General features: G+C 34.9%; 28 protein-coding genes. All 28 read left to right on the top strand.

The window, feature by feature from the left end:
• Positions 1 to 213 precede the first annotated feature (213 nt).
• The 28 genes from rpsL to rpsM all read left to right on the top strand — a co-directional run bounded on the left by rpsL (position 214) and on the right by rpsM (position 15,027).
• Positions 214 to 594: a 30S ribosomal protein S12 gene (gene rpsL / locus MHM83_RS07270; RefSeq protein WP_028890722.1), complete on the top strand. Its 381-nt coding sequence runs from the start codon at positions 214 to 216 to the stop codon at positions 592 to 594.
• A 32-nt stretch (positions 595 to 626) separates the two neighbouring features.
• Positions 627 to 1,103: a 30S ribosomal protein S7 gene (gene rpsG, locus MHM83_RS07265; RefSeq protein ID WP_239178995.1), complete on the top strand. Its 477-nt coding sequence runs from the start codon at positions 627 to 629 to the stop codon at positions 1,101 to 1,103.
• A 6-nt stretch (positions 1,104 to 1,109) separates the two neighbouring features.
• Positions 1,110 to 3,227: an elongation factor G gene (gene fusA, locus MHM83_RS07260; protein WP_125068416.1), complete on the top strand. Its 2,118-nt coding sequence runs from the start codon at positions 1,110 to 1,112 to the stop codon at positions 3,225 to 3,227.
• A 5-nt stretch (positions 3,228 to 3,232) separates the two neighbouring features.
• Positions 3,233 to 3,538, top strand: coding sequence for a 30S ribosomal protein S10 (rpsJ, locus tag MHM83_RS07255; protein ID WP_024740605.1), 306 nt, complete (start codon positions 3,233 to 3,235; stop codon positions 3,536 to 3,538).
• A 290-nt stretch (positions 3,539 to 3,828) separates the two neighbouring features.
• Positions 3,829 to 4,446, top strand: a complete 618-nt coding sequence (gene rplC / locus MHM83_RS07250; RefSeq protein ID WP_047789835.1) for a 50S ribosomal protein L3 — start codon at positions 3,829 to 3,831, stop codon at positions 4,444 to 4,446.
• Entirely contained in the window at positions 4,446 to 5,075 is a 630-nt protein-coding gene (rplD, locus tag MHM83_RS07245; protein ID WP_047789834.1) for a 50S ribosomal protein L4, read from the top strand. The genes rplC and rplD overlap by 1 nt, the downstream gene beginning before the upstream one ends.
• 8 nt (positions 5,076 to 5,083) lie before the next feature.
• The gene (gene rplW, locus MHM83_RS07240) at positions 5,084 to 5,374 is read left to right on the top strand and encodes a 50S ribosomal protein L23 (protein WP_239178993.1); all 291 of its coding nucleotides are present in this window, start codon (positions 5,084 to 5,086) and stop codon (positions 5,372 to 5,374) included.
• Between the two features lie 11 nt (positions 5,375 to 5,385).
• Positions 5,386 to 6,210 carry a 50S ribosomal protein L2 gene (gene rplB, locus MHM83_RS07235; RefSeq protein ID WP_047789832.1) on the top strand — a complete coding sequence of 275 codons (825 nt, stop codon included), beginning with the start codon at positions 5,386 to 5,388 and terminating at the stop codon, positions 6,208 to 6,210.
• 6 nt (positions 6,211 to 6,216) lie between these two features.
• The gene (gene rpsS / locus MHM83_RS07230) at positions 6,217 to 6,495 is read left to right on the top strand and encodes a 30S ribosomal protein S19 (RefSeq protein ID WP_028890729.1); all 279 of its coding nucleotides are present in this window, start codon (positions 6,217 to 6,219) and stop codon (positions 6,493 to 6,495) included.
• Positions 6,496 to 6,504: 9 nt separating this feature from the next.
• Positions 6,505 to 6,909 carry a 50S ribosomal protein L22 gene (gene rplV / locus MHM83_RS07225; protein WP_028890730.1) on the top strand — a complete coding sequence of 135 codons (405 nt, stop codon included), beginning with the start codon at positions 6,505 to 6,507 and terminating at the stop codon, positions 6,907 to 6,909.
• An 11-nt stretch (positions 6,910 to 6,920) separates the two neighbouring features.
• Positions 6,921 to 7,637, top strand: coding sequence for a 30S ribosomal protein S3 (gene rpsC / locus MHM83_RS07220; RefSeq protein ID WP_047789831.1), 717 nt, complete (start codon positions 6,921 to 6,923; stop codon positions 7,635 to 7,637).
• Positions 7,638 to 7,656: 19 nt separating this feature from the next.
• Positions 7,657 to 8,088: a 50S ribosomal protein L16 gene (rplP, locus tag MHM83_RS07215; RefSeq protein ID WP_047789830.1), complete on the top strand. Its 432-nt coding sequence runs from the start codon at positions 7,657 to 7,659 to the stop codon at positions 8,086 to 8,088.
• 12 nt (positions 8,089 to 8,100) lie between these two features.
• Entirely contained in the window at positions 8,101 to 8,292 is a 192-nt protein-coding gene (gene rpmC / locus MHM83_RS07210) for a 50S ribosomal protein L29 (protein WP_028890733.1), read from the top strand.
• An 18-nt stretch (positions 8,293 to 8,310) separates the two neighbouring features.
• Positions 8,311 to 8,568, top strand: a complete 258-nt coding sequence (gene rpsQ / locus MHM83_RS07205; RefSeq protein ID WP_028890734.1) for a 30S ribosomal protein S17 — start codon at positions 8,311 to 8,313, stop codon at positions 8,566 to 8,568.
• A 1-nt stretch (position 8,569) separates the two neighbouring features.
• The gene (rplN, locus tag MHM83_RS07200; protein ID WP_047789829.1) at positions 8,570 to 8,938 is read left to right on the top strand and encodes a 50S ribosomal protein L14; all 369 of its coding nucleotides are present in this window, start codon (positions 8,570 to 8,572) and stop codon (positions 8,936 to 8,938) included.
• A gap of 14 nt (positions 8,939 to 8,952) precedes the next feature.
• Positions 8,953 to 9,267, top strand: coding sequence for a 50S ribosomal protein L24 (rplX, locus tag MHM83_RS07195; protein ID WP_047789828.1), 315 nt, complete (start codon positions 8,953 to 8,955; stop codon positions 9,265 to 9,267).
• A 2-nt stretch (positions 9,268 to 9,269) separates the two neighbouring features.
• The gene (rplE, locus tag MHM83_RS07190; RefSeq protein ID WP_159613056.1) at positions 9,270 to 9,821 is read left to right on the top strand and encodes a 50S ribosomal protein L5; all 552 of its coding nucleotides are present in this window, start codon (positions 9,270 to 9,272) and stop codon (positions 9,819 to 9,821) included.
• Positions 9,822 to 9,825: 4 nt separating this feature from the next.
• Entirely contained in the window at positions 9,826 to 10,095 is a 270-nt protein-coding gene (rpsN, locus tag MHM83_RS07185; RefSeq protein WP_028890738.1) for a 30S ribosomal protein S14, read from the top strand.
• Between the two features lie 367 nt (positions 10,096 to 10,462).
• Entirely contained in the window at positions 10,463 to 10,861 is a 399-nt protein-coding gene (rpsH, locus tag MHM83_RS07180) for a 30S ribosomal protein S8 (RefSeq protein ID WP_047789826.1), read from the top strand.
• A gap of 16 nt (positions 10,862 to 10,877) precedes the next feature.
• Positions 10,878 to 11,423, top strand: coding sequence for a 50S ribosomal protein L6 (gene rplF / locus MHM83_RS07175; protein WP_047789825.1), 546 nt, complete (start codon positions 10,878 to 10,880; stop codon positions 11,421 to 11,423).
• Between the two features lie 18 nt (positions 11,424 to 11,441).
• Complete coding sequence (rplR, locus tag MHM83_RS07170) at positions 11,442 to 11,792, top strand: 50S ribosomal protein L18 (RefSeq protein ID WP_239178991.1); 351 nt, start codon at positions 11,442 to 11,444, stop codon at positions 11,790 to 11,792.
• Positions 11,793 to 11,800: 8 nt separating this feature from the next.
• On the top strand, positions 11,801 to 12,325 hold the full coding sequence (gene rpsE / locus MHM83_RS07165) for a 30S ribosomal protein S5 (protein WP_125064354.1): 525 nt from the start codon (positions 11,801 to 11,803) through the stop codon (positions 12,323 to 12,325).
• 11 nt (positions 12,326 to 12,336) lie between these two features.
• A complete protein-coding gene (gene rpmD, locus MHM83_RS07160; protein ID WP_047789822.1) occupies positions 12,337 to 12,519 on the top strand; it encodes a 50S ribosomal protein L30 in 183 nt (60 codons plus the stop codon).
• Between the two features lie 12 nt (positions 12,520 to 12,531).
• Positions 12,532 to 12,981 carry a 50S ribosomal protein L15 gene (gene rplO / locus MHM83_RS07155; RefSeq protein ID WP_047789821.1) on the top strand — a complete coding sequence of 150 codons (450 nt, stop codon included), beginning with the start codon at positions 12,532 to 12,534 and terminating at the stop codon, positions 12,979 to 12,981.
• 12 nt (positions 12,982 to 12,993) lie between these two features.
• Positions 12,994 to 14,313 (top strand): preprotein translocase subunit SecY, encoded by a 1,320-nt coding sequence (gene secY / locus MHM83_RS07150; RefSeq protein WP_047789820.1) that lies wholly within the window; start codon positions 12,994 to 12,996, stop codon positions 14,311 to 14,313.
• Between the two features lies 1 nt (position 14,314).
• On the top strand, positions 14,315 to 14,530 hold the full coding sequence (gene infA, locus MHM83_RS07145; protein ID WP_024740627.1) for a translation initiation factor IF-1: 216 nt from the start codon (positions 14,315 to 14,317) through the stop codon (positions 14,528 to 14,530).
• A 12-nt stretch (positions 14,531 to 14,542) separates the two neighbouring features.
• Positions 14,543 to 14,659: a type B 50S ribosomal protein L36 gene (gene ykgO, locus MHM83_RS07140; RefSeq protein ID WP_010181906.1), complete on the top strand. Its 117-nt coding sequence runs from the start codon at positions 14,543 to 14,545 to the stop codon at positions 14,657 to 14,659.
• Between the two features lie 2 nt (positions 14,660 to 14,661).
• Positions 14,662 to 15,027, top strand: a complete 366-nt coding sequence (gene rpsM, locus MHM83_RS07135; RefSeq protein WP_047789819.1) for a 30S ribosomal protein S13 — start codon at positions 14,662 to 14,664, stop codon at positions 15,025 to 15,027.
• Positions 15,028 to 15,033: the final 6 nt, after the last annotated feature.

Here is a 15,033-nt window from a genome sequence, read left to right as displayed (position 1 = left end):
ATGTAAGGTTATTGTTTATTTTTTTTGATTGTTTGTTTTTTGTGTTTTGGAGGAGGTGTAAGTGGTACTGTGAATTTGAGTTTATGAAGTTTTTTTCGAGGTTTGTTAAAAATAACTCCTTGATATTTGAATAAATAGAAAATTGTCGTACATTTGCACACTCTTAAAATTAGAGTAATTTAAGTACAAATTAAAAACAAGTAATAATTTAGTATGCCAACTATTCAACAATTAGTTCGTAAAGGAAGAGCCAAAATAACTAAGAAGAGTAAATCGGCTGCTTTACAAGCATGTCCACAAAGACGTGGAGTTTGTACGCGTGTGTATACCACTACACCTAAGAAACCTAACTCAGCGATGCGTAAGGTTGCAAGGGTGCGTTTAACAAATGGTAATGAAATCAACGCGTATATTCCAGGTGAGGGGCACAACTTGCAAGAGCACTCGATAGTATTAGTTAGAGGTGGAAGGGTAAAAGATTTACCAGGTGTTAAATATCACGTGGTACGTGGAGCATTAGATACTGCTGGAGTTGAGGGTAGAACCCAACGTAGATCTAAGTACGGTGCAAAACGCCCAAAAGACAAAAAGTAAAAATTAATTAGTAACTTTTTTAATGTAAAGACATGAGGAAAAGAAGAGCTAAAAAAAGAGTTTTGTTACCGGATCCAAGATTCAACGATCAATTAGTTACACGTTTTGTGAATAACTTAATGTGGGACGGTAAAAAATCTGTAGCGTTCAAAGTGTTTTACGATGCAATGGATATCGTAAGCGAAAAGAAAACTGACGAAGAAAAGTCGGCTTTAGAAGTGTGGAAAGATGGTTTGTCTAACGTGATGCCTCACGTAGAAGTTCGTTCTCGCCGTGTTGGTGGTGCAACTTTCCAAATTCCAATGCAAATTCGTCCAGACCGTAAGGTTTCTATGGCGATTAAATGGATGATTTCTTATGCGCGTAAGCGTAATGAAAAAACAATGGCACAACGTTTAGCTGCTGAGATTTTAGCTGCTGCTAAAGAAGAAGGTGCTGCTGTTAAGAAAAGAGTTGATACTCATAAGATGGCTGAAGCAAACAAAGCATTCTCACACTTTAGATTTTAATAAGAAATGGCAAGAGATTTAAAATATACAAGAAATATCGGTATTGCTGCTCATATTGATGCTGGTAAAACAACAACAACTGAGCGTATCCTTTTCTATACAGGGGTGTCTCACAAAATTGGAGAGGTTCACGATGGTGCTTCTACAATGGACTGGATGGAGCAAGAAGCTGAAAGAGGTATTACAATTACTTCTGCAGCAACTACTTGTACATGGCAATTCCCAACAGAAAATGGAAAACCAACTGCTGATGCTAAAGGATACCATTTTAATATTATTGATACTCCAGGTCACGTTGATTTTACCGTAGAGGTAAACCGTTCATTACGTGTATTAGATGGGCTAGTGTTCTTATTCTCTGCAGTAGACGGAGTTGAGCCACAATCTGAAACTAACTGGCGTTTAGCTGATAACTATAAAGTACCTCGTATCGGTTTCGTTAACAAAATGGACCGTCAAGGAGCAAACTTCTTAGCAGTATGTCAGCAAGTAAAAGACATGTTAAAGTCTAATGCAGTGCCAATCGTATTAAACATTGGTGATGAAGCAGATTTTAAAGGAATTGTTGATTTAGTTAAAAACCGTGCTATTGTATGGCATGATGATAACTACGGGTCAACTTTCGATGTAGTAGAGATTCCAGAAGAATTAAAAGAAGAAGCTCGTGAGTTACGTGGTAAGTTAATCGAAGAGGTTGCTGCTTATGACGAAAACTTATTAGAGAAGTACATGGAAGATGAAGATTCAATTACAGAAGAAGAAGTGCATGCTGCATTAAGAGCTGCTGTAATGGATATGTCTATAATTCCAATGGTATGTGGTTCTTCATTCAAAAATAAAGGTGTTCAGTTTTTATTAGATGCTGTATGTCGTTATTTACCTTCTCCAGTAGATAGAGATAATATCGTAGGAACTAATCCTGATACTGGTGAGGAGGAAACACGTAAGCCAGACGCAAAAGCGCCATTTTCAGCTTTAGCATTTAAAATTGCTACCGATCCTTTCGTAGGACGTTTAGCATTCTTCCGCGCTTATTCTGGTCGTTTAGATGCAGGTTCTTATGTGTTGAACAACCGTTCAGGTAAAAAAGAACGTATTTCACGTATTTACCAAATGCACTCTAACAAGCAAAATGCTATTGACTTTATTGAAGCTGGAGATATTGGAGCTGCTGTAGGATTTAAAGATATTAAAACAGGAGATACCTTATCTGATGAAAAGAATCCAATTGTTTTAGAATCAATGGATTTCCCAGATCCAGTAATCGGTATTGCTGTTGAACCAAAAACTAAGGCTGACGTTGATAAGTTAGGTATGGCTTTAGGTAAATTAGCAGAGGAAGATCCAACATTTACTGTAAAAACAGATGATGCTTCAGGTCAAACTGTAATTTCAGGAATGGGTGAGTTACACTTAGATATTATTGTTGATCGTTTAAAGCGTGAGTTTAAGGTTGAAGTAAATCAAGGACAACCACAAGTAGAGTACAAAGAAGCTTTAACAGCTACTGCAGATCACAGAGAGGTTTATAAGAAACAATCTGGTGGACGTGGTAAGTTTGCTGATATTGTATTTACTATGGAGCCTGCTGATGAAGGTGTTACAGGGTTACAATTTGAGTCTATTATTAAAGGTGGTAACGTTCCTAAGGAATTTGTGCCTTCTGTAGAGAAAGGATTCAAAGAGGCAATGAAGAATGGTCCTTTAGCTGGTTACGAAATGGATTCGATGAAGATTACTTTAAAGGATGGATCTTTCCACCCTGTAGATTCTGATCAATTATCATTCGAATTAGCTGCTAAGTTAGGTTATAAAGCTGCTGCAAAAGCTGCAAGAGCTGTAATCATGGAACCAATGATGAAATTAGAAGTGTTAACTCCAGAGGAGAACATGGGAGATATCGTTGGAGACTTAAACAGAAGAAGAGGACAAGTAAACGATATGAGCGATCGTGCTGGATCTAAAGTAGTAAAAGCAATCGTTCCTTTATCAGAAATGTTTGGATATGTTACTTCTTTAAGAACATTATCTTCAGGTAGAGCAACTTCTACTATGGAATTCTCTCACTATGCAGAAACTCCAAGTAACATTTCAGAAGAAGTAATCGCAAACGCTAAAGGTTAATTAAGATGAGTCAAAAAATTAGAATAAAGTTAAAATCTTACGATTATAATTTAGTAGACAAGTCTGCTGAGAAAATCGTAAAAACAGTAAAGAGTACTGGTGCTGTAGTAAACGGACCAATTCCTTTACCAACAAATAAAAAGATTTTTACAGTGTTACGTTCACCACACGTAAACAAAAAATCAAGAGAACAATTTCAATTATCTGCTTACAAAAGATTATTAGACATTTATAGTTCTTCTTCAAAAACTATTGATGCACTAATGAAACTTGAGTTGCCAAGTGGAGTTGAAGTTGAGATCAAAGTATAAGTAAATCAATAACTTTCGGTTTAATTTTGTTAAGCCGAAAGTTTTTTATACTTTTGCACACCGAAATTTTAGTTTTCGGAGAGTGGAAATTTCTGAAAAGTATTCAGAAATGACATGTCCTGAGGGTTTCGCGAAGGAAAAACGGTAAAACAAATTCAAAGAGTGAAGGTGTTTTTCGCTCTTTTTTTTTGAGAAATTTGAAGGAAAACAAGAAACATTTGTTTCAAAAAATTATTTTATTAATAGACGCGCTGGATAAATTAAAATCTATCGTCTGAAAATTAACAAATATGTCTGGGTTAATAGGAAGAAAAGTAGGAATGACCAGCTTATTCGATGAAAATGGGAAAAATATTCCTTGTACTGTAATCGAAGCAGGTCCTTGCGTCGTTACCCAAGTCAGAACCGAAGAGGTTGACGGCTATAACGCGTTACAACTTGGTTTCGATGACAAAAAAGCAAAAAGCTCTAATAAGGCTTTAGATGGTCACTTTAAAAAAGCTGGTACATCTGCTAAAAGAAAGGTCGTTGAGTTCCAAGGATTCGAAGGTGAGTACAAATTAGGTGACTCAATTACTGTTGAACACTTTGCTGAAGGAGAATTCGTTGATGTATCAGGAGTTTCAAAAGGTAAAGGTTTTCAAGGTGTTGTTAAACGTCATGGTTTTGGCGGGGTTGGACAAGCAACTCACGGTCAACATAACCGTTTAAGAGCTCCAGGTTCAATTGGTGCAGCATCATACCCTGCAAGAGTATTCAAAGGAATGCGTATGGCAGGTCGTATGGGTGGAGACAAAGTAAAAGTTCAAAATTTAAGAGTTTTAAAAGTGGTTGCAGATAAGAATCTTATCGTTGTAAAAGGAGCAATTCCTGGTCACAAAAACTCTTATGTAACTATCGAGAAATAATGAAAGTAGCAGTATTAGATATTACAGGAAAAGATACTGGTAGAAAAGTTGAACTTTCTAACGAGGTATTCGGAATTGAGCCAAATGATCATGCAATTTATTTAGATGTAAAGCAGTATTTGGCTAATCAAAGACAAGGTACTCATAAATCGAAAGAAAGAGCTGAGATTGCTGGTAGTACAAGAAAGATAAAAAAACAAAAAGGAACTGGTACAGCTCGTGCGGGTAGTATCAAGTCTGGTGTTTTTAGAGGTGGTGGACGTATGTTTGGTCCAAGACCTAGAAACTATTCTTTTAAGTTAAATAAAAACTTAAAGCGTTTAGCACGTAAGTCAGCTTTAAGTATTCAAGCAAAAGAAAACAATTTAGTGGTTGTTGAAGATTTCAATTTTGAAGCTCCAAAAACTAAAGAGTTTATCAATGTATTAAAAGCTTTAGAATTAGACGCTAAAAAGTCTTTATTCGTATTAGGTGAAGAAAGTAAGAATGTTTACTTATCATCTCGTAACTTAAAAGGTTCTAAAGTAGTAGATGCTTCAGGTATTAACACGTATAGCGTTTTAAATGCTAATAAAGTGGTTATTTCAGAAAGCTCTCTAGAAGGAATTGAGTCTAATTTAAGTAAATAGGGAACAAGATGAGTATTTTAATTAAACCTATTATTACAGAAAAAGCTACAAATGATAGCGAGTTAAACAACCGTTATACATTTGTTGTAAATAAAAAAGCTAACAAATTAGAAATCAAAGCAGCTGTAGAAGCTGCTTATGGTGTAGCGATTGAATCTGTAAAAACAATGAATTATCCAGCACAAAGAAAAACTAAATACACTAAAAAAGGTTTAGTTAGTGGATTAACAGGTGGATACAAAAAGGCAATCGTTCAGTTAGCTGAAGGAGAAACTATTGATTTTTATAACAATCTTTAAGAAAAGACAGAATGTCAGTTAGAAAATTAAAACCAATAACACCAGGTCAGCGTTTTAGAGTTGTAAATGGGTTCGACACCATTACTACTGATAAGCCGGAGAAATCTTTATTAGCTCCGAAAAAACGATCTGGAGGTCGAAACAACCAGGGTAGAATGACTACACGTAACATCGGTGGAGGTCATAAACAAAAATACCGTATTATCGATTTTAAAAGAGATAAGCAAGGTATTCCTGCAACAGTAAAAACTATTGAGTACGATCCAAACCGTACTGCATTTATTGCATTAGTTAGTTATGCTGATGGTGAAAAACGTTATGTGATTGCACAAAACGGATTAAAAGTAGGTCAAACAATCATTTCAGGAAAGGAAGTAGCTCCAGAAGTAGGTAACGCTATGTATTTAAGTGAAATTCCTTTAGGAACTACAATTTCTTGTATTGAGTTACACCCAGGTCAAGGAGCTGTTATGGCTCGTTCTGCTGGAGCTTTTGCTCAGTTAGTTGCAAAAGAAGGTAAATATGCAACTGTTAAATTACCTTCTGGAGAAACAAGATTTATCTTATTAACTTGTATGGCTACAATTGGAGTAGTGTCTAACTCAGACCACCAATTATTAGTTTCAGGTAAAGCAGGTAGAAGTAGATGGTTAGGAAGAAGACCAAGAACAAATGCAGTAAGAATGAACCCAGTTGATCACCCAATGGGAGGTGGTGAAGGACGTTCTTCTGGAGGGCATCCAAGATCTAGAAACGGTATTCCTGCTAAAGGATTTAAGACTAGATCAAAGACCAAAGCTAGTAATAAGTATATCGTAGAACGTAGAAAGAAATAATAAACCATGGCAAGATCATTAAAAAAAGGACCTTACGTTCACTATAAGTTAGAGAAAAAAGTGTTAGCTAACGTAGAAGCAGGTAGTAAGTCAGTTATCAAAACTTGGTCTAGAGCAAGTATGATTACTCCTGATTTCGTAGGGCAAACAATTGCAGTTCACAACGGACGTCAGTTTGTACCAGTTTACGTTACTGAAAACATGGTAGGTCATAAATTAGGCGAATTTTCACCAACACGCTCATTTAGAGGACATGCTGGTGCAAAAAATAAAGGTAAAAAATAGTAGGAAATTATGGGAAGTCGTAAACATAACATGGCAACACAGTTAAAAGAAGCTAGAAAGTCTAGAGCTTTCGCTAAATTAACTAATTGTCCTACATCACCAAGAAAAATGCGCTTGGTAGCAGATTTAGTAAGAGGAGTAGAAGTTGAAAAAGCTTTACAAATCTTAAAGTTCAGTCCAAAAGAAGCATCACGTAACTTAGAAAAGTTATTATTATCAGCTATTGCTAACTGGCAAGCTAAAAATGAAGATGCAAGCATTGAAGATGCTGGATTATACGTAAAATCAATTTGTGTTGATAGCGCAGGTATGTTAAAAAGGTTAAGACCAGCTCCGCAAGGTCGTGCACATAGAATTCGTAAGCGTTCTAATCACGTAACTTTAGAGTTAGGAACTAAAAATAATAGTAATTAATCAAAGTAGAAATGGGACAAAAGACAAATCCAATAGGAAATCGTTTAGGAATTATCAGAGGATGGGAATCTAACTGGTATGGTGGAAATGACTACGGAGATAAGATTGCTGAAGATGATAAGATAAGAAAGTATTTATATGCTAGATTATCTAAAGCAAGTGTATCAAGAATTATTATTGAGCGTACCTTAAAACTTGTAACCGTTACTATCACTACTGCACGTCCAGGTATCATTATTGGTAAAGGAGGTCAAGAGGTAGACAAGTTAAAAGAAGAGCTTAAGAAAATTACTGGTAAAGAAGTTCAAATTAATATTTTCGAAATTAAGCGTCCAGAATTAGATGCAAAATTAGTTGCTGCTAGTATCGCACGTCAAATTGAAAATAGAATTTCTTACAAGCGAGCTACTAAAATGGCAATCGCTGCTGCAATGAGAATGAATGCAGAAGGAATTAAAGTTCAATTATCAGGTCGTTTAAACGGAGCTGAAATGGCACGTTCTGAGCATTACAAAGAAGGAAGAATTCCTCTTTCTACCTTCAGAGCAGACATCGATTATGCACTTGTTGAATCACATACTACATACGGAAGAATCGGTGTGAAAGTATGGATTATGAAAGGTGAGGTTTATGGAAAACGTGAATTATCTCCATTAGTTGGACTATCTAAGCAAAAAGGTAGTGGAAACAAAGGTGGTGGTAAACGTCAACCTCGCAGAAGAAAATAATTTTTAAAAGAAATTAACAATGTTACAGCCAAAAAGAGTAAAATACCGTAAGGTACAGAAGGCGAAAGGAAATATGAAAGGTAACTCTGGTAGAGGTACTCAACTTTCTAACGGAATGTTTGGTATCAAATCATTAGACCAGAACTTACTTACCTCTCGTCAAATTGAGGCAGCTCGTATTGCGGCAACTCGTTATATGAAAAGAGAGGGGCAACTTTGGATTAAGATTTTCCCAGATAAACCAATAACAAAGAAACCGTTAGAGGTACGTATGGGTAAAGGTAAAGGTGCACCAGATCACTTTGTAGCAGTTGTAAAACCAGGTAGAATTTTGTTCGAAATTGGTGGAGTACCAATGGAAGTAGCAAAAGAAGCTTTACGTTTAGCAGCGCAAAAACTTCCTGTAAAAACGAAGTTTGTAATAGCAAGAGATTTTGATTATAACGCTTAATTCTATTAGATCATGAAACAATCAGAAATTAAAGAATTATCAACAGCTGACTTACAAGAAAAGCTAGGGGCGTTGAAGAAAAATTATACTGATCTTAAGATGGCTCACGCCATAACTCCATTGGAAAACCCATTAGAGTTACGTAGCTTAAGAAAAACTGTAGCAAGAATTGCTACAGAGTTAACTAAAAGAGAATTACAATAATTCTAGTCAGTTTTAAAGATGGAAAAAAGAAATCTTAGAAAAGAGAGAATCGGTGTAGTATCTAGCAACAAAATGGAGAAATCTATTGTAGTTAGCGAGGTAAAAAGAGTAAAGCACCCAATGTACGGAAAGTTCGTATTGAAGACTAAGAAGTACGTTGCACATGACGAGAATAACGATTGCAACGAAGGTGATACTGTAAGGATCATGGAAACACGTCCTATGAGTAAATCTAAGCGTTGGAGATTAGTAGAAATCCTAGAAAGAGCTAAATAATATGTTACAGACAGAATCAAGATTAAAAGTCGCAGATAACACTGGAGCAAAAGAAGTTTTAGTGATTAGAGTTTTAGGAGGAACAAAAAAGCGTTACGCTAGTGTTGGAGATAAAATTGTAGTTTCAGTAAAATCTGCAACTCCAAACGGAACTGTAAAGAAAGGTCAAGTATCTCGTGCAGTTGTTGTTCGTACTAAGAAAGAAGTTAGACGTAAAGACGGATCATATATCAGATTTGATGATAATGCTTGTGTACTTTTAAATCCTTCAGAGGAAATGAGAGGTACTCGTGTATTCGGACCTGTGGCTCGTGAATTACGTGAGAAACAATTTATGAAAATAGTATCATTAGCACCTGAGGTGTTATAAAATCAGATTTTAAAATGAAAAAATTTAAAATTAAATCAGGAGATACTGTTAAAGTTATAGCAGGGGATCATAAAGGATCTGAAGGAAAAGTTTTACAAATCCTTAAAGATAAGGATAGAGTAGTAGTAGAAGGTGTAAATATGGTGTCTAAACACACTAAACCAAGTGCTGCTAACCCTCAAGGAGGAATTGTAAAAAAGGAAGCTCCATTACATATATCGAATGTAGCCTTAATCGAAAACGGTGAAGCTGTTAGAGTAGGGTATGATTTTGATAAGGAAAGTGGAAAAAAGTTCAGAGTTTCAAAAAAATCAGATAAAGCAATATAACAATGAGTTACGTACCAAGATTAAGAGAAGAGTACAAGAGCAGAGTTATCAAAGCTCTTACTGATGAATTTGGTTATAGCAATGTAATGCAAGTGCCTAAATTACAAAAGATAGTTGTAAGTAAAGGTGTTGGTGCAGCTATAGCAGATAAGAAATTAATAGAATACGCTATTGATGAGTTAACTACTATTACTGGTCAAAAAGCAGTACCTACAATTTCTAAGAAAGACGTTGCAAACTTCAAATTACGTAAAGGAATGCCTATTGGAGCAAAAGTTACGTTAAGAGGAGATAAAATGTACGAATTTTTAGATAGATTAGTTACAGCTTCTTTACCACGTGTAAGAGACTTTAACGGTATCAAAGCAAATGGTTTTGATGGTAGAGGTAATTACAATTTAGGAATTACTGAGCAAATCATCTACCCAGAGATTAATATTGATCAAGTGAAAAAAATTAGTGGTATGGATATTACTTTTGTAACATCAGCAGGCACTGATAAGGAAGCTAAATCATTATTAGGAGAATTAGGATTACCATTTAAAAAGAATTAATAAGATGGCTAAAGAATCAATGAAAGCGCGTGAGCGCAAAAGAGCTAAAATGGTTGCTAAATATGCAGAAAAGAGAAAAGCTTTAAAAGAGGCTGGAGACTATGAAGCATTACAAAAGTTGCCAAAAAACGCATCACCAATTAGAATGCACAATCGCTGTAAACTAACTGGACGTCCAAAAGGATATATGCGTCAGTTCGGAATTTCACGTGTTACTTTCCGTGAAATGGCTAACCAAGGATTAATTCCAGGAGTAAAGAAAGCAAGCTGGTAAGAAGCTCTTCCATACAAAATAAAGGTGTATAACTAAACAAAGTTGTACACCTTTTTGCTTAATAAAAAGGTGTAATTAATACATACTTTAATTTCATTTTAAAATTAAAATACTCTTACAGAAATGTAATATTTTGATACTAAAAATGATAATCATCAAAAAGGTTTGATTTTCAAAAAGTTTATGTATATTTGCACTCTGTTTTTATAGGGTAAATTACGCCTTGTAAGTAAATACCACTTAAATGGTATAATGCTTATGAGATTTTACTCAAAAAACAAATAAATAAGTATTAACTGGTTTCAGGTTTAGTATTTGCGTTGATAAGATAATAATGCTAAAAACCAAAACCGAAAATTAATTAACTATGTATACAGATCCAATCGCGGATTTTCTTACTCGAGTGAGAAATGCTATTGCAGCAAATCACAGAGTAGTTGAAGTTCCTGCTTCAAAGTTGAAGAAGGAAATGACGAAGATTTTGTTCGATCAAGGTTACATTTTAAGTTATCAGTTCAATGACGATAAGGTTCAAGGAACGATTAAGATAGCTTTAAAATACGATCGTGATACGAAAGAATCAGTAATCAGAAAGATTCAAAGAATTTCGACACCAGGTTTACGTAGATACGTTGGCGCTAAAGAAATGCCAAGAGTATTGAACGGATTAGGTATTGCTATTGTTTCTACATCAAAAGGTGTAATGACAAACAAAAAAGCAAGACAAGAGAACGTTGGTGGTGAAGTATTATGTTACGTTTACTAAAAAAACATTTTGTAAGATGAGTAGAATAGGAAAGAATCCAATCGCATTGCCACAAGGTGTTGAAGTGAAAGTAGACGGAAATGTGGTTACAGTAAAAGGAAAATTAGGAGAGTTAACTCAAGAAATTAAGTCTGATATTACTGTAAAAGTTGAAGATGGTACCATTACTTTAGAAAGACCATCAGAAAGTAAAGATCATAGAGCAGCACATGGTTTATACCGTGCTTTAATCAATAACATGGTTGAAGGTGTTAGCAAAGGATTTACTAAAGAGTTAGAGTTAGTAGGTGTTGGTTATAGAGCATCTAACCAAGGACAAAAATTAGATTTAGCCTTAGGTTTCTCTCACAATATTGTAATAGATTTAGCTCCAGAAGTTAAGGTTGAAACAGTATCTGAAAAAGGTAAGAACCCAATCGTAAAATTAACTTCACATGACAAGCAATTAGTTGGTCAAGTTGCAGCAAAAATTCGTTCATTCCGTAAGCCAGAACCTTACAAAGGAAAAGGAATTAAGTTTGTAGGAGAAGTATTAAGAAGAAAAGCAGGTAAATCTGCATAATAAATAAGAGAAATTATTATGGCATTATCAAAGCTTGAAAGAAGACAACGAATTAAGCATAGGATTAGAAAGATTGTTACAGGTACAGCTGAAAAACCAAGGTTATCAGTTTTTAGAAGTAACAAAGAAATCTATGCTCAGTTAATTGATGACGTTGCTGGTGTTACATTAGCATCTGCATCATCAAGAGATAAAGAAATTATATCTAGTTCTAAAGCAGAAGCGGCTACAGCTGTAGGTAAAGCTATTGCTGAAAAAGCTGTAAAGGCTGGTGTTGATACTGTTGCTTTTGACCGTAACGGATATTTATACCACGGAAGAGTTAAAGTATTAGCAGACGCTGCAAGAGAAGCTGGTTTAAAATTTTAAGAAATTATATTATGTTAGGATATAAAAACGTAGAAAGAGTAAAACCAAGCGGATTAGAGCTTGTAGATAAATTAGTTGGTGTACAACGTGTTACCAAAGTAACTAAAGGAGGTAGAGCATTTGGTTTCTCTGCTATCGTAGTAGTTGGAGATGGTAATGGAGTTGTAGGTCACGGATTAGGAAAGTCTAAAGATGTTTCTTCTGCAATTGCAAAAGCAGTTGAAGATGCAAAGAAAAATTTAGTGCGTATTCCTATTTTAGACGGAACATTACCACACGAACAAAAAGGTAAATTTGGTGGAGCAAAAGTATTCATCAAGCCTGCTTCACACGGTACCGGGGTTATTGCCGGAGGTGCTGTACGTTTAGTATTAGAAGCTGTAGGTATTAAAGACGTATTATCAAAATCTCAAGGATCATCAAACCCTCACAACGTAGTAAAAGCAACTTTTGATGCTTTATTACAATTACGTAGTGCTGCTACAATTGCTAAGCAAAGAGGTATATCTTTAGAGAAAGTTTTTAACGGTTAAAATTTAAGACGATGAGTAAAATTAGAGTTACACAAGTAAAAAGTCAAATCGGTCGCCTTAAAAATCAAAAAAGAACGTTAGAGGCGTTAGGTTTACGTAAAATGAACCAAACTGTAGAGCATGAAGCATCAGCTACAATTTTGGGTATGGTAAGTAAAGTTTCACACTTAGTTTCTGTAGAAGAAATTAAATAAGACAATATAAAGATGAGTTTACACAACTTAAAACCAGCAGCAGGATCTACAAAAAGCGGTAAAAGAATCGCTCGTGGAGAAGGTTCTGGTCACGGAGGTACCTCTACAAGAGGACATAAAGGAGCTAAATCTCGTTCTGGTTATTCTCGTAAAATAGGATTTGAAGGAGGGCAAATGCCACTTCAAAGACGTGTGCCTAAATTTGGTTTCACTAACATTAATCGTAAAGAATATGTTGGTGTAAATTTAGACAAGTTACAATCATTAGTAGATAACGGAAAGATAACAGATACAGTTAATTTAGACGTTTTAGTAGAAAACAGATTAGCTCGTAAAAACGACTTAGTTAAAATATTAGGTGGTGGAGAGTTAAAAGCTAAATTAAATATAACTGTACATAAATTTACAGCATCAGCTAAAGCAGCTATTGAAGCAGCAGGAGGTGAAGCAGTAACATTATAAGAATTGTAAATGATGAATTTTATAAATACTTTAAAAGACATTTGGAAGATTGAAGAGTTAAAAGAAAAATTACTTTTAACCTTAGGTTTAATCGCTGTTTACCGTTTTATGGCAGCAGTTCCATTACCAGGAATTGACCCTACTCAGTTATCAGCATTAAAAGACAGTACTGACGGTGGACTTTTAGGTTTATTAAACGCATTTACAGGTGGGGCATTTGCTAGAGCGTCAGTTATGGCACTTGGTATAATGCCTTATATTTCTGCATCAATTGTAGTTCAGTTAATGGGTATTGCAGTACCATATTTACAGAAATTACAAAAAGATGGAGAAAGTGGACGTAAGAAGATTACGCAAATAACAAGATGGCTTACGATTGCTATTACGTTGTTTCAAGCACCAACCTATATTGGAGTAATCCAAAACCAAATGGGTTTACCGCAAGAAGCATTCTTAGTAACAGGAGCAACATTTTGGGTATCATCTATCATTCTTTTAAGTGCAGGAACAATTTTTGCAATGTGGCTAGGAGAGCGTATTACTGATAAAGGAGTTGGTAATGGAATTTCATTATTAATTACCGTTGGTATTATCGCAAATTTCCCAGCAGCTTTTATTCAAGAATTAGTTTCTAAGCAAACTGCAGGTGCTGGAGGAATTATGATGATTTTAATCGAATTAATAGTTTGGTTTGTAGTAATCTTGTTAACCGTATTATTAGTTACAGCAGTACGTAAAGTAGCCGTTCAATACGCGCGTCGTACAGCAGTTACAAACATTAAAGATGTTGATGGCGCAAGACAGTACATTCCTTTAAAATTGAATGCAGCTGGAGTAATGCCAATTATTTTTGCACAGGCTATTATGTTTTTACCAATAGCATTAGGTCAAAAATATCCAGCATTAAACAGTTTAACTGATATTAACGGTTTATGGTATAACGTTATATTTGCTTTATTAATTATTGTCTTTAGTTACTTTTATACTGCTATTACTATTCCAACGAATAAAATGGCAGAAGACTTAAAGAGAAGTAATGGTTTTGTTCCAGGTTATAAACCAGGTGAAGAGACAGCTAACTTTTTAGATTCAGTATTGTCGAAAATTACATTACCAGGATCTATCTTCTTAGCAGCTTTATCTATTTTACCAGCAATCATTGTAAAGTTTGGAGTTACTCAAAACTGGGCAATGTTTTATGGAGGAACATCATTAATCATTATGGTAGGAGTTGCAATAGACACTATTCAGCAAATAAACTCGTATTTATTAAACAGTCGTTATGATGGTTTAATGAAAACAGGTAACAGTAACAGAAAATCATTAAAATAATATGGCTAAACAACCAGCAATTCAACAAGACGGAACTATTACAGAAGCATTATCGAATGCAATGTTTCGAGTAGAATTAGAGAACGGACATATTGTTACGGCTCACATTTCAGGAAAAATGCGTATGCATTATATAAAACTATTACCAGGAGATAAGGTAAAGTTAGAAATGAGTCCGTATGATTTATCAAAGGCAAGAATTACTTACAGATATTAAAAACACACACTGATGAAAGTAAGAGCATCATTAAAGAAAAGAAGTGCCGACTGCAAAATTGTACGCAGAAAAGGCAGATTATATGTAATTAACAAAAAGAATCCTAGATTTAAACAAAGACAAGGGTAGTTATGGCAAGAATCGCAGGTATAGATATTCCAAAGAATAAAAGAGGTGTTATCGCTTTAACTTACATCTTTGGTATAGGAAGAAGCAGAGCTAAAGAAGTTTTAGCTGCTGCCAATATAGATGAAAGTATCAAAGTTCAAGATTGGACTGATGATCAAATTGCAGCAATTCGTGAGCAAGTTGGAACTTACACTATTGAAGGTGAGTTACGTTCTGAGGTTCAATTAAGCATTAAACGTTTAATGGATATCGGATGTCAAAGAGGTATTCGTCACAGACTTGGTTTACCATTACGTGGACAAAGAACAAAGAATAACTCTCGTACAAGAAAAGGTAAGAGAAAAACTGTAGCTAACAAGAAAAAATAATCATTG

Origin of the sequence: Tenacibaculum sp. Mcav3-52 (genome assembly GCF_022347665.1) — a bacterium.
Classification (GTDB): domain Bacteria; phylum Bacteroidota; class Bacteroidia; order Flavobacteriales; family Flavobacteriaceae; genus Polaribacter; species Polaribacter mesophilus.
The sequence above is the reverse complement of the archived record's forward strand: the minus strand, read 5'-3'. Positions and strand labels throughout refer to the sequence as shown.